Origin of the sequence: Nocardiopsis sp. CNT312 (genome assembly GCF_000515115.1) — a bacterium.
In the GTDB taxonomy this organism is placed as follows: domain Bacteria; phylum Actinomycetota; class Actinomycetes; order Streptosporangiales; family Streptosporangiaceae; genus Nocardiopsis.
The window spans coordinates 83,649-109,646 of sequence record NZ_AZXF01000015.1; the positions used below are offsets into that span (position 1 = coordinate 83,649).

Annotated in this window: 22 protein-coding genes and 1 pseudogene; 13 read left to right on the forward strand and 10 right to left on the reverse strand. The window is 73.6% G+C overall.

The window, feature by feature from the left end; genetic code table 11:
• Positions 1-48: 48 nt before the first annotated feature.
• The 5 genes from B042_RS24280 to B042_RS0106765 all read right to left on the reverse strand — a co-directional run bounded on the left by B042_RS24280 (position 49) and on the right by B042_RS0106765 (position 7,081).
• Positions 49-1,764: a serine/threonine-protein kinase gene (locus tag B042_RS24280; RefSeq protein ID WP_051415513.1), complete on the reverse strand. Its 1,716-nt coding sequence runs from the start codon at positions 1,762-1,764 to the stop codon at positions 49-51.
• Between the two features lie 178 nt (positions 1,765-1,942).
• On the reverse strand, positions 1,943-4,357 hold the full coding sequence (locus tag B042_RS0106750; RefSeq protein WP_028647641.1) for a xanthine dehydrogenase family protein molybdopterin-binding subunit: 2,415 nt from the start codon (positions 4,355-4,357) through the stop codon (positions 1,943-1,945).
• Positions 4,354-5,709, reverse strand: a complete 1,356-nt coding sequence (locus tag B042_RS0106755; protein WP_028647642.1) for an 8-oxoguanine deaminase — start codon at positions 5,707-5,709, stop codon at positions 4,354-4,356. The genes B042_RS0106750 and B042_RS0106755 overlap by 4 nt, the downstream gene beginning before the upstream one ends.
• A complete protein-coding gene (locus B042_RS0106760) occupies positions 5,706-6,221 on the reverse strand; it encodes a (2Fe-2S)-binding protein (protein ID WP_028647643.1) in 516 nt (171 codons plus the stop codon). The genes B042_RS0106755 and B042_RS0106760 overlap by 4 nt, the downstream gene beginning before the upstream one ends.
• The gene (locus tag B042_RS0106765; RefSeq protein ID WP_028647644.1) at positions 6,221-7,081 is read right to left on the reverse strand and encodes a xanthine dehydrogenase family protein subunit M; all 861 of its coding nucleotides are present in this window, start codon (positions 7,079-7,081) and stop codon (positions 6,221-6,223) included. The genes B042_RS0106760 and B042_RS0106765 overlap by 1 nt, the downstream gene beginning before the upstream one ends.
• 238 nt (positions 7,082-7,319) lie before the next feature.
• Between B042_RS0106765 and B042_RS0106770 the strand changes: the two genes are divergently transcribed.
• Both B042_RS0106770 and B042_RS0106775 read left to right on the forward strand, forming a co-directional pair.
• The gene (locus tag B042_RS0106770) at positions 7,320-8,867 is read left to right on the forward strand and encodes a PucR family transcriptional regulator (protein ID WP_028647645.1); all 1,548 of its coding nucleotides are present in this window, start codon (positions 7,320-7,322) and stop codon (positions 8,865-8,867) included.
• A 49-nt stretch (positions 8,868-8,916) separates the two neighbouring features.
• A complete protein-coding gene (locus B042_RS0106775; protein ID WP_028647646.1) occupies positions 8,917-9,597 on the forward strand; it encodes a pentapeptide repeat-containing protein in 681 nt (226 codons plus the stop codon).
• On the opposite strand, the gene B042_RS0106780 is transcribed toward B042_RS0106775, so the two are convergent.
• Both B042_RS0106780 and B042_RS22185 read right to left on the reverse strand, forming a co-directional pair.
• Positions 9,587-10,456 (reverse strand): aminoglycoside phosphotransferase family protein, encoded by an 870-nt coding sequence (locus tag B042_RS0106780; protein ID WP_369797678.1) that lies wholly within the window; start codon positions 10,454-10,456, stop codon positions 9,587-9,589. The two genes, B042_RS0106775 and B042_RS0106780, sit on opposite strands and share 11 nt — an antisense overlap.
• Before the next feature lie 111 nt (positions 10,457-10,567).
• The gene (locus B042_RS22185) at positions 10,568-11,695 is read right to left on the reverse strand and encodes an endo-1,4-beta-xylanase (protein WP_036554169.1); all 1,128 of its coding nucleotides are present in this window, start codon (positions 11,693-11,695) and stop codon (positions 10,568-10,570) included.
• A 200-nt stretch (positions 11,696-11,895) separates the two neighbouring features.
• On the opposite strand from B042_RS22185, the gene B042_RS0106790 reads away from it, so the two are divergent.
• From B042_RS0106790 to B042_RS25575, 3 genes are all read left to right on the forward strand, one after another.
• Entirely contained in the window at positions 11,896-13,719 is a 1,824-nt protein-coding gene (locus B042_RS0106790) for a serine/threonine-protein kinase (protein WP_231493856.1), read from the forward strand.
• 98 nt (positions 13,720-13,817) lie between these two features.
• On the forward strand, positions 13,818-14,309 hold the full coding sequence (locus tag B042_RS25570) for a GyrI-like domain-containing protein (RefSeq protein ID WP_028647649.1): 492 nt from the start codon (positions 13,818-13,820) through the stop codon (positions 14,307-14,309).
• Entirely contained in the window at positions 14,306-15,115 is an 810-nt protein-coding gene (locus B042_RS25575; protein WP_155988921.1) for a MerR family transcriptional regulator, read from the forward strand. Before B042_RS25570 ends, B042_RS25575 begins: the two co-directional genes overlap by 4 nt.
• Here B042_RS25575 and B042_RS22190 read toward each other — a convergent pair.
• Positions 15,094-16,068: a sucrase ferredoxin gene (locus B042_RS22190; RefSeq protein WP_051415514.1), complete on the reverse strand. Its 975-nt coding sequence runs from the start codon at positions 16,066-16,068 to the stop codon at positions 15,094-15,096. The two genes, B042_RS25575 and B042_RS22190, sit on opposite strands and share 22 nt — an antisense overlap.
• Before the next feature lie 427 nt (positions 16,069-16,495).
• On the opposite strand from B042_RS22190, the gene B042_RS0106810 reads away from it, so the two are divergent.
• The 6 genes from B042_RS0106810 to B042_RS0106835 all read left to right on the forward strand — a co-directional run bounded on the left by B042_RS0106810 (position 16,496) and on the right by B042_RS0106835 (position 22,019).
• On the forward strand, positions 16,496-17,461 hold the full coding sequence (locus B042_RS0106810; protein ID WP_028647651.1) for an ABC transporter substrate-binding protein: 966 nt from the start codon (positions 16,496-16,498) through the stop codon (positions 17,459-17,461).
• A gap of 67 nt (positions 17,462-17,528) precedes the next feature.
• Positions 17,529-18,371 carry an ABC transporter permease gene (locus B042_RS0106815; RefSeq protein ID WP_028647652.1) on the forward strand — a complete coding sequence of 281 codons (843 nt, stop codon included), beginning with the start codon at positions 17,529-17,531 and terminating at the stop codon, positions 18,369-18,371.
• Positions 18,372-18,442: 71 nt separating this feature from the next.
• The gene (locus B042_RS0106820; RefSeq protein ID WP_028647653.1) at positions 18,443-19,228 is read left to right on the forward strand and encodes an ABC transporter permease; all 786 of its coding nucleotides are present in this window, start codon (positions 18,443-18,445) and stop codon (positions 19,226-19,228) included.
• Between the two features lie 28 nt (positions 19,229-19,256).
• On the forward strand, positions 19,257-20,045 hold the full coding sequence (locus B042_RS22195; RefSeq protein WP_036554172.1) for an ABC transporter ATP-binding protein: 789 nt from the start codon (positions 19,257-19,259) through the stop codon (positions 20,043-20,045).
• A 143-nt stretch (positions 20,046-20,188) separates the two neighbouring features.
• Complete coding sequence (locus B042_RS0106830; RefSeq protein WP_028647654.1) at positions 20,189-21,148, forward strand: ring-cleaving dioxygenase; 960 nt, start codon at positions 20,189-20,191, stop codon at positions 21,146-21,148.
• Between the two features lie 97 nt (positions 21,149-21,245).
• Positions 21,246-22,019: a TSUP family transporter gene (locus B042_RS0106835; RefSeq protein ID WP_028647655.1), complete on the forward strand. Its 774-nt coding sequence runs from the start codon at positions 21,246-21,248 to the stop codon at positions 22,017-22,019.
• Positions 22,020-22,055: 36 nt separating this feature from the next.
• On the opposite strand, the pseudogene B042_RS24790 reads toward B042_RS0106835, so the two are convergent.
• Positions 22,056-22,437 (reverse strand): annotated as a pseudogene (locus tag B042_RS24790) (ATP/GTP-binding protein); the annotation flags it as partial.
• A gap of 530 nt (positions 22,438-22,967) precedes the next feature.
• Here B042_RS24790 and B042_RS0106840 point away from each other — a divergent pair.
• On the forward strand, positions 22,968-23,258 hold the full coding sequence (locus tag B042_RS0106840; RefSeq protein ID WP_028647656.1) for a 4a-hydroxytetrahydrobiopterin dehydratase: 291 nt from the start codon (positions 22,968-22,970) through the stop codon (positions 23,256-23,258).
• Between the two features lies 1 nt (position 23,259).
• Here the strand turns inward: B042_RS0106840 and B042_RS0106845 are convergent, their stop codons facing one another.
• Positions 23,260-24,873, reverse strand: a complete 1,614-nt coding sequence (locus B042_RS0106845) for an AMP-binding protein (protein WP_028647657.1) — start codon at positions 24,871-24,873, stop codon at positions 23,260-23,262.
• Positions 24,874-24,985: 112 nt separating this feature from the next.
• On the opposite strand from B042_RS0106845, the gene B042_RS0106850 reads away from it, so the two are divergent.
• A complete protein-coding gene (locus B042_RS0106850) occupies positions 24,986-25,996 on the forward strand; it encodes an acyltransferase domain-containing protein (protein WP_028647658.1) in 1,011 nt (336 codons plus the stop codon).
• The last annotated feature ends 2 nt before the right edge of the window (positions 25,997-25,998 follow it).

Sequence of the window (25,998 nt, forward strand, 5' to 3'; positions counted from 1 at the left end):
TGGCGGGTCCGAGATCCCACTCCGCACCCGCCACCCACGATCCCGCACCTAAACCCCGGGTTCGGGCCAGACCGGGTCGATCGGCTCAAGCGGGAAATCCGGCGGGATGACGAAGGTGGGGTTGACCTCCACACCCGGTGAGGGGTCCTCGGTCGGCTCCTCCGTGGGGTCCTCGGTGGGGGTGGGGTCCTCCGTCGGCCACGGGGACTCCGTACCGCAGTCCTCGTGGTGGGGATCGCACCCGGGGTCCTCGGTGGGCGCGCACCCCGGCGCCTCCGGGTGGGCCTCGCAGTCGGTCCAAGGACCCTCCGAGGACGTCTCGTGCACCTCGTCGTGCTCCCCGTCCCCGGTCGGCTCCTCCGTGGCCGGGTCGGTCACCGCGCCGCTGGAGGCGTCCACGGGCACGCCCTCCGGCGTGGAGCCGTTTCCGGTGGGGACCACCCCGATCAGACCGTCGCCGTAGTTCCACAGCAGCACCATCGCCAGCGCGGCCAAGACCACCAGTGCCCCAGCACCCGCCAGCGGACCGCCGCGGGACCGGCGCCCGCTGTGCCGCCCGACGGTGCCGTAGCCCTTTCGGACGCCCGCCGTGTCCGCCGGGCCGCCGCCACCCGCCACGGGCGGCACCCCCGCAGGCGGCCCCGCCGGGGGAGCGGCGGCCTTCCCGACCCCGGCCGTGGACGGCAGCGGACCAGCCCCGGTCCGCGCCACCGAACCCGGCGCGCCCCCGCCAGCGCCCGCGGCCTCGCCCGGACCGCCGCCGTACAGGAACTGCTCCGTCCGCTCCCACGCCTCCTGGGCCCGCGCAGCCTCCCGGCCGCCGTCCTCGGCCGGGAGCAGGGCGGTCCCGGCGACGGCCGACGCGCCCCACCCCGCGGCCACCGGGCTGATCACCGCGGTACCGTCGTCCACGGCCGTGGACGCCTGCTCCATCACGGTGGTGGCCTCCACCGGAGCCGGGCCCGTGCTGTGGCCCAGCAGCGCCGCCAGCACCTCCGCCGCCGAGGGCCGCGCCGCCGGGTCCTTGGCCAGGCACCGCTCCAGCACCGGCAGGAGCCGCTCGGGCACCCCCGTCAGGTTCGGCTCGGCCTCCACCACCTGGGAGACGACCTCCATCGTGGACTCACCGGGGAAGGCGCGGCTGCCCGTGGCCGCGAACACCATCACCGACGCCCATGCGAACAGGTCGCTGGCCGGACCCACCGCCGCGCCGTGCACCTGCTCCGGCGACATGTACGCCGGGGTCCCCACGATCCCGGTGGTGTGGCGGGTGGCGTCGTCCACGCGCGCGATACCGAAGTCGATCACCCGCGGCCCGTCCGGGCCCAGGATGACGTTGCCGGGCTTGAAGTCGCGGTGCACCACACCCGCCCCGTGCACCGCGGTCAGCGCCGTCACCGTGGCGATCGCCAGCCGGTCCAGGGCCGCGCCCTCACGCGGCCCCTCCTCGCGCACCGCCGCCAGCAGCGTCGGCCCGGGAACGTACTCACTGGCGATGTAGGGCACGTCCGCGTCCATGTCGGCGTCCAGCACCGCGGCCGTACAGAAGGGCGCCACCCGGCGCGCCGCCTCCAACTCCTGGGCGAACCGCGCCCGCTGGCGCGCGTCCTCGCCCCAGTCCGAGGACAGGACCTTGACGGCGGCGGGGGAGCCCTCCTCGGTCTCGCCGAGGTAGACCATCCCCTGACCGCCGCCGCTGATGCGTGCGGTGATCGTGTAGGGGCCGATACGTGTGGGATCCGAAGGGGACAGCGGAGTGGTCATGGTCGTGCCCAAGCGTCGAAGGCGTCGACCGCTCCTGCGGCGGTCCTTTCCCCCACTGTGACGCCGCCGGGCCGCGAGGCGACGCCGAACCGCTGGTCTCAGTCCGATTACTTTTCCTGCTGCGTCGGCGGTGTGGCCCCCGACACGCGCCCCGGGGGCCACACCGCTCGCACCCGTCTCACCGCTCGATGCCCAGGATGTCCTCCGGCCGGACCGGGACCCGCGCCAGCGCCCGCCCCGTGGCATCGCGCACCGCCGCCACCACCGCCGGCGTCGACGACAGCGTCGGCGGCTCACCCGCACCCCGCAGGCCGTAGGGGGCGTGCGGATCGGGGCGCTCCAGCACGTCGATGCGCATCGGAGGGGTGTCCAGGATGGTGGGGATCAGGTAGTCGGTGAACGAGGGGTTGACGATCTCCCCGTCGCGGACCTGGATCTCCTCCATCAGCGCCAGCCCCAGCCCCTGCGTCGAACCGCCCTGGATCTGCCCGGCCAACTGCTGGGGGTGCAGCACCCTGCCCACGTCCTGCACCGCGTCCAGCGCCACCACCCTCACCAGTCCCAGCTCCGTGTCCACGTCCACCACCGCCCGGTGCACGCACATCCCGAACTGGACATGGGAGGCGCCCTGGCCGCGCGTGGGGTCGAGCATCTCCGTGGGACGGTGGTGGAACTCGCGGGTCTCCTCCACCACCGTGCCGTCGGCCAGCAGGTCGGCCAGCGCCGCCAACACGCCCGCCGAGGCCGAGACCAGGTTCCCGCCCGTCAGCGACAGGTCCGCGTCGGCCGTGCCCTCGGGCACCGCGCCGCGCCCGCGGGCCAGCGCGAACACCGCCGCGCGCACCGCCGCGCACGCCTGGCGCACCGCCCCGCCCGTCATGTACGACTGACGCGACGCCGAGGAGGAGCCCGCCGAACCCACCCGGGTGTCTGCGGGGTGGACGACCACCGTCTCCACACCCAGTTCGGTGCGCACGATCTGGCCCTTGACGGTGACCAGCCCCTGCCCCACCTCAGCCGCGGCCGTGTGCACCAGCGCCACCGGCTCACCGGCCACCGCCTCCAGCCGCACGCGGGCCGTGGAGTAGTCGTCGAACCCCTCCGAGAAGCACAGGTTCTTCAACCCCACCCCGTAGCCCACACCGCGCACCACGCCCTCGCCGCGCGTGGTCCCGGACACCCCGCCCGGCAGGGTGCGCGGGTCGGCCCGCTCCAAACGCTCGGACGGCATCGGCAGAGCGCGGGCCCGCCGCAGCATCTCCGCCATCGGCAGCGGCGCGTCGACCTCCTGGCCGGTGATGATCCGCGAACCCTGCGCCATGGCGTTGCGGATCCGCAGCTCCACCGGGTCCAGCCCCAGCTTCTCGGCCAGCCTGTCCATCTGCGACTCGTAGCCGAAGCACGCCTGCACCGCGCCGAAGCCCCGCATCGCCCCGCACGGCGGGTTGGTGGTGTACACCCCGTAGGCGTCCACGAGCACGTTCGGCACCTCGTAGGGGCCGATCCCCAGCGAGGAGGCCACCCCCACCACCGCGGGCGTGGCCGAGGCGTAGGCGCCGCCGTCCACGATGATCTCCAGCGTCGCGTACAGCAGCGTGCCGTCGGCCCGCGCCCCGTGCTCGAAGCGCATCAGGGCCGGGTGCCGGTGCACGTGCCCGTGGAAGGACTCCTCGCGGTTGTAGACGAACTTGACCGGCTTGCCGGTGTGCAGTGCCAGCATGCACGCGTGGATCTGCATCGACAGGTCCTCGCGGGCGCCGAACGCCCCGCCCACCCCCGCCAGGGTCAGCCGTACCTTGTCCTCGGGCAGCCCCAGCGCCGGGGCGATCTGGCGCTGGTCCACGTGCAGCCACTGGGTGGCGATGTACAGGTCCACCCCGCCGTCCTCGGCCGGCACCGCCATCCCCGACTCCGGGCCCAGGAACGCCTGGTCCTGCATGCCCACCTCGTACTCGGCGGCCACGACGGCGTCGGCCTGCTCCCGCAGCTCCTCCAGGACCCGCCGTTCCCGGTCGGTGTCGCCCGCGGCCCCGGTGAAACCGCCGGTGCGGATGGGCTGGTGGCGCACCCGGTTGCCGCTCTGGCGGTAGTCCTCCCGCACCGGCAGGCCGCCCTCGTCGTGCACCAGCGGGCAGTGGGGGTCGTGGGCGGCGCGGCGCGCGTCGCCCACCGGCTCCAGCACCTCGTAGTCGACCCTGATCCGCTCCATGGCGCGGCGCGCCGTCTCCGGGTGGTCGGCCGCCACCACCGCCACGGGCTCGCCCTTGTAGCGCACCTTGCCGTAGGCCAGCACCGGCTGGTCCCGGTACTCCAGGCCGTAGCGCTTGGCGCCGGGCACGTCCTCGTGGGTGAGCACCGCCTCCACCCCGGGCACCTTCAGCGCCCCGGTGATGTCGATCCCCAGGATCCTGGCGTGCGGGTGGGGGCTGCGCAGGGTCGCCCCCCACAGCATGTCCTCCATCCACAGGTCCGAGGAGTAGGCGAACTCCCCGGTGGCCTTGAGCGTCCCGTCGGGGCGGCGCGGGCTGGCGCCCACCCCGTCGGCGGTGGTGCTGGACAGGCCCGTCAGGGTACGGGCGGTCGTCGCCGTCACAGGCGCGCCTCCTTCACGAGGGAACGGTGCGCGGCCCGGCCGCGCGCGACGGCCTCCCCGGCCGCCAGGGTGGTGAGGCTCCCCCGGTCGACCACGGTCCTTCCGCCGACCATGAGCCGCTCCAGCGGGGGAGTGGGGCCAAAGACCAGCGCCACCACCGGGTCGTCGATCACGTCGTGGCCGAAGCCGTCCACGCGCCACAGGGCGATGTCGGCGAGCCGTCCCACCGTCAGCGCCCCCAGTTCGCCGTCGCGGCCCAGCACACGCGCCCCGCCCAGCGTGGCCATCTCCAGCGCCCCGCGGGCGCTCAGCGCCCGCGGCCCCCGGCGGGCCCGCGCCATCAGCAGCGCCTGGCGCATCTCCCCGGCCAGCGGCGTCAGCTCGCTGGAGGCCGGGCCGTCCACGCCCAGGCCCACGGGCACGCCCGCCTCCAGCAGTTCGGTGGTCCGGCAGATGCCCGCGCCCAGGCGCGCGTTGGAGCTGGGGCAGTGCGCGACGCCGGTGCCGGTGGCCGCGATCCGCGCGATCTCGGCGTCCGACAGGTGCACGCCGTGCGCCAGCCACACGTCCGGGCCCAGCCAGCCCAACCGTTCGGCGTACTCCACGGGGGAGCACCCGAACTCGTCCCGGCACTGCTCCTGCTCGTCGAGGGTCTCCGCCAGGTGGGTGTGCAGCCGCACCCCCTTGGCGCGTGCCAGGGCCGCAGACTCCACCATCAGGTCGCGGCTCACCGAGAACGGCGAGCACGGCGCCACCGCCACCCGCACCATCGACTCCGGTGCCGGGTCGTGGTGGGCGTCGATGGCCGCCCCGGTGCCCTCCAGCGCCCCCTGGAGGGTCTCCACGACCTCGTCGGGGGGCAGACCGCCCGCGCTCTGGCCCCGGTCCATCGAACCGCGTGCCAGGTCCAGGCGCAGCCCCACCTCGCCGGCGGCGGCCACCTCGGCCGCCACGATGTCGCCCCGCCCCGCGGGGAAGATGTAGTGGTGGTCGGAGGCGGTGGTGCACCCCGACAGCGCCAGGTGGGCCAGCCCCGCGGCGGTGGTGTCGGCCACCACCTGCGCGTCCAGGCGGTGCCAGATCCGGTAGGAGCCCACCAGCCACTCGAAGAGCGTGCCGTCGGCGAACAGGCCCTGCGTGGCCCACTGGTAGAGGTGGTGGTGGGTGTTGACCAGGCCAGGGGTGGCCAGGCAGCCGCGGCCGTCCACGTGTTCGGCCCCCGGCACGTATGGCGCGGGCCCCGGGCCCACCGCGGTGATGCGCCCGCCCTCGGCCACCACGTGCCCGCCCGGGTGCTCGGTGCCCGACACCGTCACCACGTGCGCTCCCTCGACGACCACCGCCCCGCTCACGCGCCGCTCCCGGAGGCGGCGCGGCGCTCGGCGGCCAGGCGCACCGCGTCGACGATCATCCCGTAGCCGGTGCAGCGGCACAGGTTCCCGGCCAGCGCCTCGCGGATCTCGGCGTCCCCGGGCACCGGGCCGCCGCGGCCCACCGTGCGCTCGACCAGGTCGTGGGCCTGTACCACCAGGCCCGGCGTGCAGAACCCGCACTGGACCGCGCCGGCCGCCACGAACGCCTCCTGCACGTCGTCCAGCCGCCGCGGCCCGCCCCGCTCCGAGCCCTGGGACAGGCCCTCCACGGTGCGCACCCGGCGGCCTTGGGCCTGGCCGGCGGCGATCATGCACGCGCACGCCGTCACACCGTCGAAGTAGACCGTGCACGAACCGCACTCGCCCTGCTCACAGGCGTTCTTGCTGCCCGGCAGGCCCAGCCGCTCCCGCAGCACGTACAGCAGGCTCTCGCCCGGCCACACGTCCTCGGCGGTCACGTCCGCCCCGTTGACGTTGAAGCTCACGCGCATCACGTGGCCCCCTTCCTGTAGTCGGTCACCGACCAGGCCAGGGCGCGCCGCGCCATGACCGCCAGCGCGTGCCTGCGGTAGGCGGCGCTGCCCCGCTGGTCGTCGATGGGGCTGGCCGCGGCGGCCACGAGTTCGCCGAAACGGCGCACCACAGCCTCCGTCGGCGCAGTGGCGCCCTCCCAGTCCAACTCGGCGGCCAGGAACTCCTCGGCCCGCTCGGCGCGCACCGGCGTGGGTGCCACCGACCCCAGGCCGGTGCCCACGGTGCGCCGCTCGGCATCCAGGGCCAGCGAGAACGCCGCCACCGAGATGACCATCGCGTTGCGGGTGCCGATCTTGGCGAACTGCTGGGGCCCCTTCGGCTCGGGCAGCAGCACCGCGGTGACCAGTTCGTCCTGTCGCAGCGCCGTGGTGCGCAAGGAGGTGTAGAACTCGCGCACCGGTACGCGCCGCCGTCCCGCAGCCGAGGCCACCTCCACCACCGCGCCGGTCGCCAGCAGCGGCGGGTGGGCGTCGCCCGCGGGCGAGGCACTGGCGAGGTTGCCCCCGACCGTGCCGCGGTTGCGGATCTGCGGGGAGGCCACCGCGCGGGCGGCCCGGGCCAGCGCCGGGGCGCGTCCGGCCAGGTGCTCCACGATCGCGGTGTAGGGCACGGTGGCCCCCAGACGGGTGTACCCCCCGTCGGGGCCGTACTCGGCCAGTTCCGGCACCCTCGACAGGTCGATCAGGGCCTCGGGGCGGTGCCGGTCGAAGTTCAGCTCGACCATGACGTCGGTGCCGCCCGCGATCGGCACCCCGCCGGGGTGGGCGCTCCTGGCCTGGAGCGCCTCCTCCAGTGTGGAGGGACTCAGGAATTCCACAGTGTCCTCGCTCGTCTCGCCGGTCGCCGCAGTCGGTGCGCGCGTCGGAAGCGACGACGTCTGCCGTGGTTGCAGTGCTCGCCCTTGCAGTACAGCACCCGCCGGGCCCGGGAGGCCAGCACCGGATGCGCCGAAGTCGGCGCGCCGCGCACCGCTATTGTTGGAGGTTCCTCCAAGCACGCCCGTTCGCCGCCCCCGGGCGGCGGCCCTTGACCCACCAGCCACAGAGGGAACGCCCATGCGGATCAGCGAGCTCATCGCCGTCGAGCGTCTGCGCTTGCGGTTCCTGACCGGAGCCGAGCACGCCCACCGCACCGTGCGGTGGGTCTACACCACCGACCTGCTCGAACCCGCCCGCTACCTGCGCGGCGGGGAGTTCGTCCTCACCGGCATGATGTGGCGCACCCGCCCCGAGGACTCCGCCGCCTTCGTCGCCTCCGTCGCCGGAGCCGGAGCCGTCGCGCTCGGCGCGGGCACCGCCCTAGGCGAGGTCCCCGAGGACCTGGTCGCCGCCTGCCGCGCCCACGGCCTCCCCCTCGTGGAGGTCCCCACCGAGACCTCCTTCGGCTCGGTCACCGAGGAGGCCCAGCGCGTCCTGCTCCAGGAGCGGTTGGCGGCCCTGTCGCGCTCCCGCGAGGGGCTGCGCCGCGCCGTGGCCGAGGTCGCCGCCGGAGCCGACTTCCCCGAGGCGTTCGCCGACGCCGCCCGCCAGGCCTCGACCACCGCCTGGGTGCTCTCCTGTACCGGCCGCCACGTCGCTGCCACCGGGGCTCCGCTGCCCCCGCCCGCCGCCGAGCGCCTCGCAGCCCGGGCCCTGGCCCGGCCCGCCGCGCCCGACACCGCCCGCCTGTCCGAGGAGGGCCCCGCCATCACCGTCCACCCCGTCCGCACCAGGGACTACCACCCCCTGGCCTCCTGGCTGCTGGTGTGTGCCGCCCCTGCGGAGGAGGACGAAGAGACCCTCGCCGAACTGCTCTCCCTCACCGCCCTGGCGCGCAGCCGCGCCGAGGAGCGCACCGAGAGCGCCGCCCGCCACCTGGAGGGGCTGGAGCGGCTCCTGGACGCCCGGCGCGCGGACGAGGCCGCTGCCCTGCTCGACGGATCCGCTGTCGGAGGCCGCTTCCGCGAGCACCGCCACGCCGCCGTCAAGGCCGTCCTGCTGCCCGCCCCCCGCGATGGCGCACTCCTGGGACGGGTACTCGCCGAACTGGTCGCCGACCACACCGGAGCGGTCGTCGCCGGCGGCGACGACCCCCTGGCCCTGGTCCCCGTCCCCGGGGGCGACACCGCCGGGGACGGCGTCCGCGACGCGCTCGTCCACCGCGCCCGCATCCTGGAGGGCGGCCTGGCCGACCACCGCCTGGCCCTGGGGGTCAGCTCACCGGTGCGGGGCGCGGCCGACCTGCGCGGTGCCCTCACCGAGGCGCGGCACGCCCGCCGCCTGGCCGAGCTGCGCGGCGGCCGCTCCAGGGTCATCGCCGCGTCGGAGACCGACTCCCACGAACTGCTGCTCGCCTCCGTCCCCGAGGAGGTGCGGGCCTCCTACCGCGACCGGCTCCTGGGCCCGCTGCTCGCCTACGACCGCGACCACCGCTCCGACCTGGTCGCCACCCTGGAGCGGTTCCTGGCCCACTCGGGATCCTGGCAGCGCTGCGCCGCCGCCATGCACGTCCACGTCAACACCCTGCGCTACCGGATCGGCCGCGTGGAGGAGCTCACCGGCCGCGACCTGAGCAGTCTGGAGGACCGCGTCGACCTGTTCCTCGCCCTCAGGGTCCGCGGCTGAGGGCCCCGGAGGGCCCTGACCGTCGTCCCCGGCCGCTAGGGTGCGCGCTATGAGCGAGGCGCACACCAGCAGCGAGACCGTCGACGCCGACCTGCGCGGGGCCGCCCCGCCCACCGGACCGCACACCTTCGTGCGCTGCGACCTCACCGGGGCCGACCTGCGCGGGGCGGACCTGTACGAGTCGGTCTTCACCGACTGCCGCCTGGACGGCGCCCGGCTCGACGGCGCCGTCCTGGACGGGGCCCGCTTCTGCGGCGGCAGCGCCGCCGACGCCTCCTTTGCGGGCGCGTCCTGCTGCGAGACCCGCTTCGAGCGCCTGGACCTGGCCAACACCCGCTGGAAGGGGGCCCTGCTCACCGACGCCGCCTTCAGCGGCTGCCGCATGACCGGCGCCGCCCTGACCGGCCTGCGCGGGATCGGCTACGCCTTCGAGAGCTGCAACCTCATGCTCGCCCGCTGCCAGGGCATCGACCTGCGCGGCCGGGCCCTGCACGGCCTGCGCGCCGACGAGGCAGACCTGACCGGTGCCGACCTGCGGGGGACGGTGTGGACCGAGTCGCGGCTGCGCGGCGCCACCCTGGTCTCCGTCAGGCTCGACGGTGCCGATCTGCGCGGCGCGGACCTGGGCGAACCCACCCTGGAGGAGGCCCTGCACCTGCGCGGGGCCGTCATCACCCCCGCCCAGGCCGGAACGATCCTGGCCGCCCTGGGCATCACCGTCACCGACTGAGCGCCGCGGCGACCGCCACCGGCACCTGCGGCAGGCGGCCGGTACCGCTCTCCAGCTCCCACACGCACATCCGCATCACCCGCACCAGCGTCCACGCCCGCGCCCGGTCGCGGTCCACACACGCGGCCTCGGTCAGCAGGTCGAACCGGCGCCGCACCGCATGGCCCGCGTCACCGGTGGCCACCGCCTCGGCCCACCGGTTGCGCAGCGCGGGCAGCAGTTCGAAACCCGGGTCGCCCGCCAGCCACCGGCCCCGACCCGAGTCCGGCAGCGGTGCCAGCACGTTGCCGTAGTGCAGGTCCCAGTGCAGTAGCCGGTCGCCCGGATCGGCGGCCATCTCCCGCGCGCGGGAGGCCAGATCCGCCAGCAGGCGGCGGTCCGGCCCCGTCCGCGAGGCGGCCAGGGCCTTCGCCCGCTGCGCACCCTCCAGGGCGAGCGGAGCCAGGGAGCGCATCCCCGCCGGAGCGGGGGCCGCGTTCAGCCGCGCCAGCAGAGCGCCGATCGCGGCCAGCGCCTCGGGCACCCCCGCAGCAACCAGGGAGCGGGAGGGGTCCAGGGCCTCCAGCAGCCGTACCGCGCCCCCGCCGTCCCAGGCGCGCAGCGCCGCCGGTTCGCCCGCGGTCTCCCCGTCCACGGGCTGCACCTTCAGCGCCGCCGCCGAACCGTCACCGCGCCGTACCGGAACCACCAGCGCCACCTGCCCGTGCATGGGGGCGCCCGTGACCCGCAGCCCCCACTCCTCGCACCGGCGTACCACCAGACCCGGCAGGGCGGCCACCCACTCGGGGCCGAAGAACCCGCTGGCGCTCTCGGCCAGGGCCCGGGGCACGGCCACGGCGGGAACACGTCCGTCCAACACCCGCTCCTTCCCCGACCGGTGATGTCCCCCGAGAAGGGCCGTTGACGGCCCCCGCATACCAGGGAACGGCCCCGCCCCCGACCGCACCGCGCGCGGCGGGGGCGGGCCGGCTCACACGGCGGCGGCCCCGCGTATCGCCCCGCCCTGACGCGCCCGCCGGGCCAGCGCCTCCACCATCGCGGCCCGCGCCGGCTTGGCGTCGTAGTCGGCGTCGAAGGGGGTGGCGGCCGTGTACCCGGGGAACCAGTCGGGGATCCACGAGTGGCCGTCGTCGACACCCCACACCGTCACCCCCTGGCAGCCCTCCACCTCCAGGCAGGCCTCCACCACCCGCCGGTAGTCACGGGCCTGCTCCTGCAACCGGGCGTCCGTCACCGGCTCGGGGATGCGCACGTCCAACTCGGTGACGGCCACCTCCAGCCCCAGATCGGTGTAGCGCCGCATGTTCTCCGCCAAGTCCTCGGGCACCTGCCCGACGATGAAGTGGCTCTGGAAGCCGATCCCGTGCAGCGGCACCCCCCGCTCCATCAGGTCCGCGATCAGCGTGTAGAAGGCGTCCGCCTTCGTGCCGCCGCCCTCGATACCGAACTCGTTGACGTACAGGCGCGCTCGCGGATCGGCCTCGTGCGCCATCCACAGCGCCTCGGCGATGTAGTTCTCACCCAGGACCCGGTACCACAGGTTGTCTCGGATCGCGCCGCCCTCATCGGCCATCGGCTCGTTGATCACGTCCCAGGCGCCGATCCGCCCCTCGTACCGGCCCACCAGGGCGTCGGTGTGCGAGCGCACGATCTCGCGCAGCTCGTCGGCCCCGTAGGCGCCCTCCGACAGCCACTGGGGCTGCTGGTTGTGCCACAGCAGCGTGTGCCCGCGCATCCTGAGCCCGTTGCTCTCGGCGAAGTCCACCACCGTGTCCGGGCCGCCCCAGTCGAAGGCGCCGCGCCGGGGCTGCACCGAGTCCCACTTCATGGTGTTCTCCGCGCTCACCGACGTGTAGTTGCCGGTCACCACCTCCCGGTAGGCGGCGTCCTCCCGCAGCGGGGCCACGGCCACGGCCACCCCCAGGTCCACGCCCCGCGCGGAGGCCAGTTCGGGCAGGTCGCCCTCGGTGTGCTCCTGGCCGGGCACCGCCAGGACCAGCGCCGCCGTCACCACCAGCGCCACCGCCCCGCACAGAACGACGAGGGCCACGGCGCCCGCCGACGCCGGGGACCGCCCCCGCAGGGCCCTGTGACTCATTCCCGTCCCCCTCCGATACGAGCCCGCCTGACGTAGACGACCCTAGGCCCCAGGGCCCCGGCGGCGCACGCGAACTGCGGCAATGGCCACAGGCGGCCGACCGGGAACCCGCGGGCCCTCCCGGTCGTCTACGCCGGGCCGGACCCCGCGTGCGGCGGTGCACTACGATCGCTGGGGCGAGGACCGACGCCATCGGAGGTATGAGGACATTGGGCGCCTTGGACAGCAGCGATCCGCAGCGGGTCGGCCGCTACCGGCTGATCAACCGCCTGGGCGCCGGCGGGATGGGCCAGGTCTACCTCGGCCGCTCGGCCGCCGGCCGCGCCGTGGCCGTCAAGCGCATCCACCCCCACATGGCCGCCGACCCCTCCTTCCGGGCCCGCTTCGCCCGCGAGGTCACCGCCGCACGCCAGGTCAGTGGTGCCTTCACCGCCCCCGTCATCGACGCCGGACCCGACGACGAGGTGCCCTGGCTGGTCACCTCCTACGTCCCCTCCCTCGCCCTGGACGAGGCCGTCCAGAACCACGGCCCCCTCCCCGAGGCCAGTGTCCGCGTCCTCGCCGCCGGACTGGCCGAGGCGCTCGCCGAGATCCACCGGGTGGGCCTCATCCACCGCGACCTCAAACCCGGCAACGTGCTGCTGGCCGAGGACGGCCCCCGCGTCATCGACTTCGGCATCGCCCGCGCCACCGACGGCACCGCCGCCACCCAGTCGGTCATCGGCACCCCCGGCTTCATGAGCCCCGAACAGGTCCAGGGCGAGGCCCTCACCCCCGCCAGCGACCTGTTCGCCTACGGCGCCGTCCTCGCCTTCGCCGCGACCGGCACCGGGCCCTTCGGTGAGGGCGCCATGCCCACCATGGTCATGCGCATCATCAGCCGGGAACCGGACCTGGACGCCGTACCGGAGTCGCTGCGCCACCTGGTCGCCGCCTGCCTGTCCAAGAAGCCCTCCGGACGGCCCGGCCCCGGCGAGATCCTCGACTACCTCGGCGACGTCCACGGCGGCACGTCGTGGCTGCCGCCCGCGGTGATGGCGGGCGTGCGGGACCAGGTCACCCGCGTCGACCAGGCCCTGGCGGCCTCCGCCGGAGAGGCCCACGAGAGCGCCGACCAGCGCACCGAGGTGCTCGGAAACGCCGGGCCCGGCACGCGCGCGTTCGGCGACCGGGCCACCCGCGTCGCACCCGGCGACGGCGGGTCCCCCCGCACCCGGCGCATGCCCACCGAACCCCCGCCCGCCGCCGCCCACGGCCAGGGCCCCATCCCCGGCCCCGCTACGGGAGGCCCGGCCTTCCCCGGGACAGGGGCGCAGAGCCCGCCCACCGCCCGCTACGGACCCGCCACGGCCCACCCGCACGCTCCGGAACCCCCCGGGGTGCCCCTCCGCCAGGAGGACCCCTACGCCGACCTGTACGGCGGTCCGCGCGCCGCCGACCCCCGCGGCTACCAGGAGGCCGAGGAGCGCGCCCTGGCCGAGCGCCGCATGGCCCAGCAGCGCGAGGAGGACCAGCGCCGCCAGCACGAGGAACAGCTCAGACGCCAGGAGGAGCAGCGCCTGCGCCACGAGGAGCAGCAGCGCCGCCGCCAGGAGGACCGGCGCCAGCAGGAGGCCGAGCGCGTCCACCGCGAGCGCATGCGAGCCGAGCAGCAGGCCGCCCAGCGCGCCCAGAGCGAGGCCAGGATGGCCCACCAGCCCGGCGTGTGGGGGTTCGTCAAACTGCTCCCGCTGATGGTCCTGCCGCTGGTGCAGATCCCCCTCGGCTACGGCGCCGCGCTGGGGTGGTCGTGGCTGACCACCGACACCGGCCTGTGGACGGGCGAGCCCTACCACTTCGAGGCGCTGAACTGGGACTCCTTCTGGCACGCCACCATGCTCGGCTACTTCCTGTTCAACAACCTCGTCTCCGGCGAGTTCCTGGTCCGCTCGCTGCGCACCTCCTTCGTCACCGGCTCGGTGCTCGCCCTCGGTGCGATCGCGGCCACCAACGGCCTGCTCGCCACCTTCGGCTTCTGGTCCTGAGACGACGGGCGGCGGCCAGCCTTGACCTTCCCCCTGGGTGAAGGTGTCCGCTGGGGGAAGACCACCCGGGAGGCGGGTGGCGGCCGAAGGAGGAGACCATGGCGGAATGCACCGTCGAGGAGCGGGGCGAGCGCCCCTGGGTCGGCGTCCCGATGACGGCCGAACTCGCGCACTGGGACCGCGTGAACGCCTGGGTCCCGCGGATCTACGCGGCCCTGGCCCAGGCGGGCGGCGTGCCGCGGGGCGGGCCGATCTACCGCTACCACCGCCTGCGCACCGCCCAGGACCCGATGGACATCACCGTCTGCGTCCCCGTAGCCGAGCGTATGGAGATCGGCGACGGGTTCGGCACCGGCGCGATCCCGGCCGGGCGCTATCTCGTCGCGCGCCCGCCCGGCGGCCCGGACGCCCTGGCGCGGACCCACCGCGACATGTGGGAGTGGGCGGGCGTGCAGGGCCTGGAACCGGCGGTCGAGGAGCGGGCCGACGGCATCCACTGGCAGGCGCGCACCGAGCAGTTCCTCACCGATCCGCAGACCGAACCCGACCGCGCCAAGTGGGAGGTCGAGGTCGCCTACCTGCTGCGATGAGCGTGCCCGACGCCCCGCTGCCGATCGGCGAGTTCAGCCGACTCACGTGGCTCTCCCCGAAGGCGCTGCGCCTGTACGAGCGGCGCGGCCTGCTCGTGCCCGACACCGTCGACGCCTACACCGGCTATCGCTACTACCGCCGGTCCCAGGCCGAGCGTGCCCGCACGATCGCGCTGCTGCGCCGGGTGGGCATGCCGCTGGAGCGCATCGGCGCGGTCCTGGAGGCCGCCGGTGACGAGCGGCGCGCACTCCTGGACGCCTACCGGGCCGACGTGGTCCGTGCGCACCAGCGCGCGGTCGCGCTGCTCGACGGTCTGGCGGGCGGCCTCTCCGACGGCCGCCCGTCCCCCGAGGGGGACGCGCCGACGGTGTCGGGCCGCGACGTGGCGGCGCAGCCCTTCGTCTCGCGGACCGTGCGCACGACCGTGGCGGACCTGCCCTCGCACATCGAGCGCGCCGCGGCCGGGCTCTCCCAGAGTGCCGGTGCGGCCGCGGACCGGTCGCGGCCCCTGGTCGTCGTCTACCACGGCGAGGTGGGCTGGGAGTCCGACGGGCCGGTCGAGGTGTGCGTGCCCGTCACCGACGCGTCGCACGCCGACGGGGTCGAGCCCGCCGGATCGGAGCTGTTCGTCGACGTGCCCTACGGCGAGGTGCAGTTCCCCACGATCCTGCGCTCCTTCGACGCGGTCCGCGGCGCCGCCGCACGCGCCGGGCGCCGCCCGTCCGGGTCGCCGCGCGAGATCTACCTCGACGGTGACCCCTTCCGGTGCCAGGTCGCGCAGCGCTACGTCCGAGACCTGGACTGACGCGCCGGGTCCGCCCAACGGCCGGGGCCGCGGGCCGCGCCGCCGCGCACCTCGGAGATCTCCGTGACGCGGTGGTGCACCGGCCGCGAGACGTTCGTGCACGTGGTCGCGCACTCGGGCCCCTCGGTGCGGGCCACCGAGACCGTGTACAGGCCGCCGCCGTGGCCCAGCGTCACCCGCACGCTCTCGCCCCCGTCCTGCTCGTCCAGGTGGGTGAGCGCGTCCACGGCCACGGCCCCCAGCCGCGAGCGCAGCGCCGCCTCGGCCGCCTGGCCGGCGGGGGAGTCGGTGCACCGGCCGCGGAAGTGGTCGGGGAGCACTTCGCCGCGTTCGAGGGCTGCCACCGTGCGCACGGCCGAGTCGGGGTCCAGGCGGCCGAAGTAGGCACCGTGGGGGAGGGCCACCAGGTTGGCCGCGAACCGGTCGCCGCCCACGTGGGTGGTCTCCCACACCTCCGCCGCTCCGCCTCTCAGCGCGTCGGCCACCGGCCGGCCCAGCATCGCGCAGCACGGGTCGCGCTTGGCGTGGGTGCATACCAGGTACAGGGTGTGGTCGACGCGGGTGCCGAAGGTGGGCGGCTCGGGCCGCTCCACCGCGGTGAGGTCGTGCTCCAGCAGTTGGGCCGGGTCCTCGAACTCCACCGCGCGCACCCAGGGGGAGGTGCGGCTGACGTGGGCGAAGTAGGCGCGCAGCGGCCCCCGGGCGCTGCGCCTGCGGCCGGGCCGTTTGATGAGCTGCGTCTTGACGGCGCGGCCCGCGAGGCGCTCGGATAGAAGGGACACCGTCTCCGGGGCCAGGCCGGGGCTGGTGAGGGCGGGGTAGCGCCAGGGCCCCTCGTGTTCGATCAGCAGCCATCCCCGGCTCTGTCCGGCCGTACCGCTCATCGGCTCGTCGGCGTAGCGGGCCAGGGCGGCGCAGCCGCGGCTGCCGTCGGGCGCGGTGGGAAGACGCACGGGCGGGGGTCCAATCCGGACGCGGGCGTGGAGCGGGTGCACCCCGGCCGCAGAGCACGGCCAAGAGGGTAAAGGTTAGCCTAACCTATCAGTCTCCTGCGGTGTGCGTCACGAGGGTCCTCCGGCCACGCGGCACCCGGGTGCGTGTGATCTCGGTCATCGCCCGGGGTCGCCCCTCCCCTCCGGCCGCTGCGGATCGGCGCGGCGGGGTTTCGCTCCGGAGTCCCGGGCCGCCGCCTTTCCGGTGAAGGGGAGGGGGCCATAACGCATCCGCAACACCACGGACACGTGCACGGCCGCGCACTTGACCCCGTGAGCTGCATCACCTAGATTCACGAGCGTTCGCTAAATGAACAAGTGTTCGTCAATCGCACACCATGATTCGGCGGCACCCTCCCACCTCGGAACCACCTCCCTGGAGCGCCCCATGCGTCACCGTCTGCTCGCCCTGGCCGCGGGTACCGCCCTCCTGGCCACCACCGCCTGCGGAGGAGGAAGCCAGGACCCGCCTTCCTCCGAGGGGGGCGACGAGCTCACCCAGCTCACCGCCGGAGTCATCCCCATCGTCGACGTCGCCCCCGTCTACCTCGGCGTCCAGGAGGGCATCTTCGAGGAGCACGGCATCGACCTGGCCCTGGAGACCAGCGCCGGCGGTGCCGCCATCGTCCCCGGCGTGGTCAGCGGCGAGTTCGACCTGGGCTTCTCCAACGTGGTCTCCCTCATCGTCGCCCGCGAGCAGGGCCTGCCCCTTGCCACCCTCACCAACGGCGCCACCAGCACCGGTGAGCAGGGCGCTGACTTCGGCGGCGTCTTCGTCGCCGAGGGCAGCGACATCGAGAGCGCCGCCGACCTGGAGGGCACCACCGTCGCCATCAACACCCTCAGCAACATCGGCGACACCACCGTGCGCAACTCCGTGCGCGTGGCCGGCGGCGACCCCGCCGACATCGACTTCATCGAACTGCCCTTCCCCGACATGCCCGCAGCCCTGGAGACCGGCCAGGTCGACGCCGTCTGGGCAGTGGAGCCCTTCGGCACGGTCATCCGCCAGGCCGGAGGACAGCAGATCACCTCCAACTTCGTCGACACCGACCCCGACCTGAGCGTGGCCGCCTACTTCACCTCCGAGCAGCGCCTGGCCGAGGACCCCGAACTCTTCGACTCCCTCACCGCCGCCCTGCAGGAGTCCCTGACCTACGCCGAGGACAACCCCGACGCGGTCCGCGAGGTCCTCACCACCTACACCGAGATCGACCAGAGCGTCGTCGACGAGCTCGTCCTGCCCCGCTTCCCCGCCGAGATCGACCGCGACTCCGTCCAGGCGCTGGCCGACCTCATGCTCGAGGACGGACTCATCGACGCCGAGGCCGACCTGGACACCCTGATCCGCTAGCACCCGCCACCGCGGCGCGGGCGCCCCGCGCGCCCGCGCCCCACCCGACCAGGACACGCTGAAGCAGATGACCAAGACAGACACCACCGACGCGGGACCCCCGCCCGGTGCGCCCGCCCCGCGCGGCCGCACCCGCTCCGGCCTGGGCCGTGCCCTCCTCGGAGCCGCGGGCATCGCCGCCTTCCTCACGCTGTGGGAGGCCGTGCCGCGCCTGGGCCTGGTCTCCGACCGCTACCTGCCGCCCGCCACCGAGGTCCTGGGCGTCCTCGCCCAGCGCGCCACCACACCCGGCTTCTGGGCCGCCGTCGGCGACACCCTCCACGGGTGGGCCCTGGGCCTGGCCATCGCCTTCGCCGCCGCCGTGGTCCTGGGCTTCACCCTGGGCGCCCTGCCCCGCGTGCGCGCCTTCACCACCTCCACGGTCGACTTCCTGCGCCCCATCCCCTCGGTGGCCCTGATCCCGCTGGCCGTCCTGCTCTACGGCACCGACATCCGCTCCACGCTGCTCCTGGTCGTCTACGCCTGCTTCTGGCTCATCTACATCCAGGTGCTCTACGGCGTCGCCGACGTCGACCCCGTCGCCGAACAGACCGCCCGCTCCTACGGGCTGGGCCGCCTGGCCCGCATCAGGTACGTCGTGTGGCCCACGACCCTGCCCTACCTCATGACCGGCCTGCGCCTGGCCGCGGCCGTCGCCCTCATCCTGTCCATCACCGCCCAGCTCATCATCGGCACTCCCGGCATCGGCCAGGAGATCGCCATCGCCCAGTCCAGCAACGCCGTCGCCTACGTCTACGCCCTCATCGTCGCCACCGGCATCCTGGGCGTGCTCATCAACATGGGCGTGCGCGTCCTGGAGCGGCGCGTCCTGCGCTGGCACACGTCCGTCCGCGGGGAGGCCACCGCATGAGCCAGCCCACCCACACCACCGAGCGCCCCGCCGTCCAGGCACCGGCCCACCCGCCCAAGCCACGGCGTCCCATGCCGCTCGCGGCCCGGATCCTGCTGCGCACCGCCCACGTCCTGCTGCTGCCCGCGGTCCTCATCGGCCTCTACGCCTACTCCACCGCCACCTCCGGCAGCTACTACACGCCCACGCCCGGCCTCATCGCCGACGCCTTCGCCGAACTCTGGTTCTCCGAACGCCTGCTCGTCGACGTCATCCCCAGCCTCATCCGCCTGCTGACCGGCTTCACCATCGCCGCCGTCACCGGCGTCTGCCTGGGCGTCGTCCTGGGCGTGTCCAAGGGCGTGCGCGCCACCCTCGAACCCGTCCTGGAGTTCCTGCGCGCCATCCCGCCACCTGTCCTGATCCCTCTGATGATCCTCCTCGTGGGCATCGACGACTCCATGAAGATCCTGGTCATCGTCTCCGGCTGCGTGTGGCCCGTCCTGCTCAACACCGTCGAGGGCGTGCGCGCCGTCGACCCCGTCCTGGCCGACACCGCCCGCTGCTACGGACTGCGCACCACCACCCGCCTGCGCGTGCTCGTCCTGCGCTCGGCCAGCCCCCAGATCATGGCCGGCCTGCGCCTGGCCCTGGCCCTGGCCATCATCCTCATGGTCATCAGCGAGATGTTCGCCAGCTCCAGCGGCCTGGGCTTCGCCATCGTCCAGTTCCAGCGCACCTTCGCCATCCCCGAGATGTGGGCCGGCATGGTCCTGCTCGGACTCGTCGGCTTCGCCCTGACCGCCGTCTTCGGACTCGTCGAGGGACGCGTCCTTCGCTGGTACCGCGGCCTGCGCGCCGCCAACCGCGGAGAGTAAGCCAACCACCAAGGAGAACACGACCACCATGCTCAAGGTCACCGCACTTCAGAAGATCTACAACGGGGGAGCCAGCGCCGTCGAGGCCGTCCGCGACCTCACCTTCGAACTCGCCGAAGGCGAACTCGTCTGCCTCGTCGGCCCCTCCGGCTGCGGCAAGACCACCCTGCTCAAGTGCATCGCCGGACTCATGCCGCCCACCAGCGGCACCGTCGAACTCGCCGGCGACAGCGTCACCGCACCACCGCCCGACATGGCCGTCGTCTTCCAGGAGTACGGCCGCAGCCTCTTCGCCTGGATGAGCGTGCGCGCCAACGTCGAACTGCCGCTCAAGGAGAAGAAGCTCCCCAAGGAGCGCCGCCGGGAACTCGTCGCCCAGTCCCTGGAGGCGGTCGGACTCACCGCGTTCGCCGACTCCTACCCCTGGCAGCTCTCCGGCGGCATGCAGCAGCGCGTGGCCATCGCCCGCGCCGTCGCCTACGAGCCCAAAGTCCTGCTCATGGACGAGCCCTTCGCCGCCGTCGACGCCCAGACCCGCGCCGACCTCGAAGACCTCATCCGAAACATCTGGCAGCGCCTGGGCGTTACGGTCCTGTTCGTCACCCACGACATCGACGAGGCCGTCTACCTCGGCGAACGCGTCCTGGTCCTGTCCTCCTCGCCCACCGTGGTCCAGGACGACATCACCGTCGACCTGCCCGCCGAACGCGACCAGCTCACCACCCGCCAGGACGAGCGCTTCACCGAACTGCGCGCCCGCGTCTACGCCCAGATCCAGCAGGCCAAGAACAGCGCCGCCCCGGCCGCCGCCCACTAGACCAGAAGGAGACACCCACCGTGACCCTGCTCGCCGACCGGTTCACCTCGGCCATGTTCACCGGGCCCCCACCCGCACAGATAGTTTACTATGAAGATACTTTCTAGTATGAGTCCTTCCGGTCGTGACGGAGAGCAGGAACCATGGACGTGCGCCCCTCGGGCCTCCACCACGTAACCGCCATCGCCGACGACCCCCGCGCCAACGCCGACTTCTACCGCACCGTCCTGGGGCTGCGCCTGGTCAAGCGCACCGTCAACTTCGACCGGACCGACACCTACCACCTGTACTACGGCGACCGCGCCGGCAACCCCGGCACCGTCCTCACCTTCTTCTCCTGGCCCGGAGCCGCCCGCGGCCGCCGCGGCGCCGGACAGGCCACCACCACGACCCTCTCCGTCCCCGAGGGCTCCCTGGGCTGGTGGGCCGAGCACCTCGCCTCCCTGGGTGTGGCCGCCACCCGCCCCGCCGAACGCGGCGGGGAGGACGTCCTGTCCCTGCACGACCCCGACGGACTGGCCATCGAACTCGCCGCCAGCCCCGACCACCACGACACCGACCCCTGGGACGGGGGAGCGGTCCCCGCCCAGCACGCCGTCCGCGGCATCCGCTCCGTCACCCTGACCGAGAACGACGCCGAGACCACCGCCGCCATGCTCGGCGACCGCCTCGGCTTCCGCCTGGAGAGCGAGACCGCCGACCGCCTGCGCCTGCGCACGGGACCCGCCACCGCCGGCACCGGCACCATCGTCGACATCCTGGCCGACCCCAGGGCCGAGAGGGGCACCGTCGCCGCCGGCACCGTCCACCACGTCGCCTACCGCGCCCCCGACACCCCCGTCCAGGACGCCTGGCGCCGCACCCTGGAGGCCGACGGCGTGGACGTCACCGAGATCCGCGACCGCTCCTACTTCACCTCGATCTACTTCGACGAGCCCGGCGGCGCACTGCTGGAGATCGCCACCGACGGCCCCGGCTTCGACGTGGACGAGCCGCTCCTGGAACTGGGCCGGGCCCTGCGCCTGCCGCCGTGGATACGCCCCCGTCGCGAGGAGATCCTCCGGCACCTGCCTCCGCTCGACCTGGCCGACGAGCCGCGCTGAGCGACCCCCGCGAAAGCCGCACACCGCCTCATCTACACTCGAACACTATGCACCGACACCCCATCATCCCCCCTTTGCGGCCCGGCCAGGGCTGACCGTGGACCTCGACATCCTCGGACTGCTCCTCCTCGTGGCCTTCGCCGCCGGGTGGGTCGACGCCGTTGTCGGCGGGGGAGGGCTCCTCCTGCTCCCCGCACTGCTCATCACCAACCCCGCCACACCCCTGGCCACCCTCCTGGGCACCAACAAACTCGGCTCGGTCTTCGGCACCGCCTCCGCCGCCCTCGCCTACGCCCGCAAGGTCAAGATCGACCGCGCCATCGTCGTGCCCACCGCACTCCTGGCCCTGCTCGGCTCCGCCCTGGGCGCCGCCCTGGCCACCGCCCTGACCGCCGACGTCCTCACACCCGTCATCATGGCCGTCCTCGCCGGAGTCGCCCTCCTGGTGACCCTGCGCCCCAGCATGGGCACCACGCCCCACCCCCACCTGCGCACCCCAGCCCGCGTCCTGGCCGCCATCACCCTGGCCGGAGCCGCCATCAGCTTCTACGACGGCCTCATCGGCCCCGGAACCGGCGTCTTCCTCATCATCGCCCTCACCGCCGTCCTGGGCATGGACTTCGTTTCCGCCTCCGCCTCAGCCAAGATCGTCAACGCCTGCACCAACCTCGGCGCCCTCACCGTCTTCGCCGTCGGCGGCCACATCGACTGGTTCCTGGGGCTGGCTCTGGGCACCTGTACCGTCATCGGCGCCCAGGTCGGCGCCCGCATGGCCCTGGACCGCGGCGCCGGATTCGTCCGAGCCGTCCTGCTCGTGGTCGTCCTCGCCCTCCTCGCGCGCATGGGATGGGACGTCCTGGGTTCCGCGTGAGCCGCACTCCCGCGACGGCCGACCGGAAGCCCCCCACGCCTCCGACAGCTCCAACCGCAGCACCAACTCGATCTCCTTGGCCGAGTCCCGGCTGCGCGCGTCACACAACAGCAGCGGCACCGAATCCTCCACATCCAACGCCACCCGCACGTCCTTGGCATGGTGCGTGCGTTGGCCGTCGAAGCGGTTCACCGCCACCACGAACGGCCCCCGCCGCCCCTCGAAGAAGTCGATCGCGTCGAAGGAGTCCGTCAGACGCCGCGTGTCCGCCAGCACCACCGCACCCAGCGCCCCCTCGGTCAACTCCTCCCACATGAAGGAGAACCGTCGCTGCCCCGGTGTCCCGAACAGGTACACCCCCCGTCGACTCGTCCAGCGTGATCCGGCCGAAGTCCAGGGCCACCGTCGTGGTGACCTTCTCGGTCAGCGCGGCTGACGCACGCAGGTCCCGGAAGTCGGTCAGCGGGAGGCTGGCGGCTATGGCCCACAGAACCAGCAGGGCCGTGCTGGGCACCGGGAGGAGTCCGATCATCCTCGCGCGCAGTGATCGGCGTTTCCAGTCGAGCATGTTCCGCTTCCTGGGGGAGGGGGAGCGCGTGCGGGAGTGTCCGCGAGACGGGGGAACGCCCGAAGTATCAGAGAGTGAACCGTCCCACAGGTCGATGTGCAACATCAGAGGCAGTCCCACCAGGCAAAGAATCGCTATATGTGCAGTTCAGAGCAGGTCAGATCGTCTGTCACATATAAAAATCTACAATATAAAGGTGGCTGTTTCGTTCTACGAACACAACCAAAACAATCGCGCGGCTACGCCGCACCGAACACACAGAGGCCTTGTGGCAGCGTGAAATCGGTGCTGTGGAACGGTACGGTGCCCGAGGGCCCGCAACCGCAACCGTTCGGCCGCCGAGCACCACGCAATGACCCCATCGACCAGGGGAGAGGACCATGGAACTCACCGACGACCAGATCCGCGAAGGCCTGGACCGCCTCACCGACTGGGAACTCGCCCCCGGGACCCCCGCCATCCGCCGAACGGTACGCCTGCCCGACTTCCCCGCCGCCATCGCCCTGGTCGACCAGATCGCCCAGGCGGCAGAGCAGGCAGGCCACCACCCCGACATCGACATCCGCTACAACACGCTGCACCTGTCCCTGTGCACCCACGCCGTCGGAGCCCTCACCGACAAGGACATGGCCCTGGCCGCGCGCATCGACGAACTCGTCCCCACCGCCTGAGTCACACCAACCGGGCCCGCCGCATCTTGCCCGAGGCCGATCGCGGCAGCTCAGCCACGAAATCCACCGCACTCGGTGCCGCATGGGTCGCGTAGCGCTCACCCACCCAAGCCTGTAGCTCCTCGGCCAGCCCGGCATGCTCCTCCCACCCCGGAGACAGCACCACCCGGGCACCCACCCCTTGCCCGGCCGAGTCGTCACGGACCGCGTACACCCCGCACTCGGCCACCGCCGGATGCTCGTTCAGGACCGCCTCCACCTCCGCCGGGCCGATCCGGTACCCGTGCGAGCGGATCGCCCCGTCATCGCGCGTGGAGAAGTACAGCCACCCCTCGCGGTCCATGGTCCCGGTGTCACCCGTCAGGTAGTAGGTGCCCTCGGGCGTGAACCGTGCCTCCGCAGGCGCCGCCCCCTCCCAGTAGGAGCCGAACCAGGCCAGTGGACTGCGCTCCAGATCCACGGCCACCCGGCCGTAGGCCCCCGCGGGGGCCGGCTCGTCGGAGATCGCCTCCAGGACCCGCACCTCCCACCCTGGCAGGGCCGGACCGATCGCGCCGACCGCGTCCCCGCGCCCGACCACCCCCGCCTCTCCGTTGGGGATCCCCACACACCAGCCCAGCTCGGTCTGCCCGTAGTGGTCGCGCACGGGGACGCCGAACACGTCGGAGACCCAGTCCACCACGTCGGCGGCCAGAGGCTCCCCGGCACTGGTCAGACGCTGGACCACCACCTCCGGCGGCAGCGTCTTCGTGGCCGCCCGCAGCGTCCGGTAGGTGGTCGGGTCAGTGGCCAGGTTGGTGACCTGGTACAGGCCCAGAACGTCCAGGGTCAGCTCCGGATCAAAGAACCCCGCACGCAGCGCGAGGGAGCCGTGCCCGGCCAGCAGCGGTGAGATGACACCGTGGTAGAGGCCGTAGGCGGTACCGGGGTCGGCCGTGTTCCAGTACACGTCCTCGTCGTCCACACCCAGCCCGTAGTGGTGGTAGGCGTGCATCGAGGCCAGGGCCCGCACCGGGACCGGCACCCCGCGGGGGGCTCCCAGGGGTCCGGAGACGAACAGCAGGGCCATCGTGCCCGCGCCCCCGACGGCCGCCTCCCCGACGGGCCCGGTGGCACCGCGCGACAGCGAGTCCAGGGTGTGGTCGCCCTCCCGGAGCGGAGCGTCACCGACGGTGGCGATACTCCAGTCCGCGGCGGCTCCGCCGGGCGGGTCGAGTTTGCCCCGGTAGGGGGCGTCGCACACCACCAGGCGGGCCTGTGACTGAGTGAGGCGCTGGGCGATGGCCGAGGGCGCGAAGGAGGGCAGGAGGGGGACCAGGACGGCGCCCAGGCGCCAGGCAGCGACGGCGGTGACGGTGAGGTCGATGCCTTTGGGGATGAGGGTGGCGATCCGGTCGCCCGCGGCCAGGCCGAGGTCGGCGAACCCGGCGGCCAGGGCGCGGGAGCGCTCGGCGAGCTCGCCGAAGGTGAGGACGGTGGCCTCGAGGGTGGGCCCGATCTCGGTGACGGCCACGGCGTCGGGGGCGTGGCGGTCGCACAGCAGGTGGGCCACGGCTGTGGCGGGGGTGTCGTAGGTGGCGAGCCAGTCCTGTATGCGGTGCGCCGGGTCGGGCATCGGTGGTCGTCCTCGGTCGTTTTGCTGTGTTGGCGGTGTACGTCAACACTATGCCCAGATGTGAGGTCGGCCTCACTGGTCGGGGAGGCGCGCGGTGCGTGATGATGTGCCGATGGACAGTGCTGCTGTGGTGAAGAGGTTTGGTCTGGGCGGGGACGTGTGCGCGTGGCTGGAGGAGGCCGGGGCGCTGCCGGAGCCGGCGCGGGCGCTGGACGTCCCTGTGGGGGAGCGGGCGGAGCGGGTGCTGGACCTGTTCGCTCTGGAACCGGTGGACCGTGCCGAGGTGGGGGAGCTGTGGCCGGACGGGCGGTGGCCGTTGGAGCTGTGGCACCTGGTGGAGTGCATGTACCGGCGGCTGTGCGCGGACGCCGGCCTGGCCGCGGGGGAGTGGCGGTCGTGGCCGTCGCTGGTGGAGGCGGAGGATCCGCGGGTGCGGGTGGCGTCGTTGTGGGCGTTCGCGGCGATGGTGGAGGCGCAGTTCGAGCGGCACGCCGAGTGGGGGATCGACCCGTCGGTGACGGCGGCGACGCTGGCGGACGTGGGTGTGCAGGTGGCGCGGGCGCGGCGGATGTTTGGCCGCTTGAGTCTGGAGTTGGCGGAGTGGGTGGCGACGCAGTTCCGGGGGCGGCTGTTCCGGGTGGGCGGTTTGCAGGTGGAGCCGGCCGTGCTGGGGGAGCAGGGGGAGGTGGAGTGGTACGCGCCGGGGCAGGCGCGGGCCCTGGGGGCGGGGATGGCGGTGGGTGATCCGTGTCTGCGGCTGCACGTCCCCACCGGGGGTTTGGATCCTGTGGGGGTGGAGGGGACGCTGGCGCGGGCGCGCGGGTTCGCGCGGGCGCACCTGGGGATCGATCCTGTGGTGGCCACGTGTACGTCGTGGCTGCTGGATCCGCGGTGGGGCGAGGTGTTGGGGGGCTCCTCCAACATCGTGCGGTTCCAGCGCCGGTTCGCGTTGGTGGGTGAGGGGTGTGCGGGGGACGCGGACGTGTTCCGGTTTGTGTTCGGGTTGCCGCGGGTGGATGTGTCGGCTGTGGCGCGGGGGACGCGGTTGGAGCGTGCGGTGGTGGAGCGTTTGGAGGCGGGGGGCGGGTGGACGGTGCGTACGGGCTGGTTGGCGTTGGAGTAGTC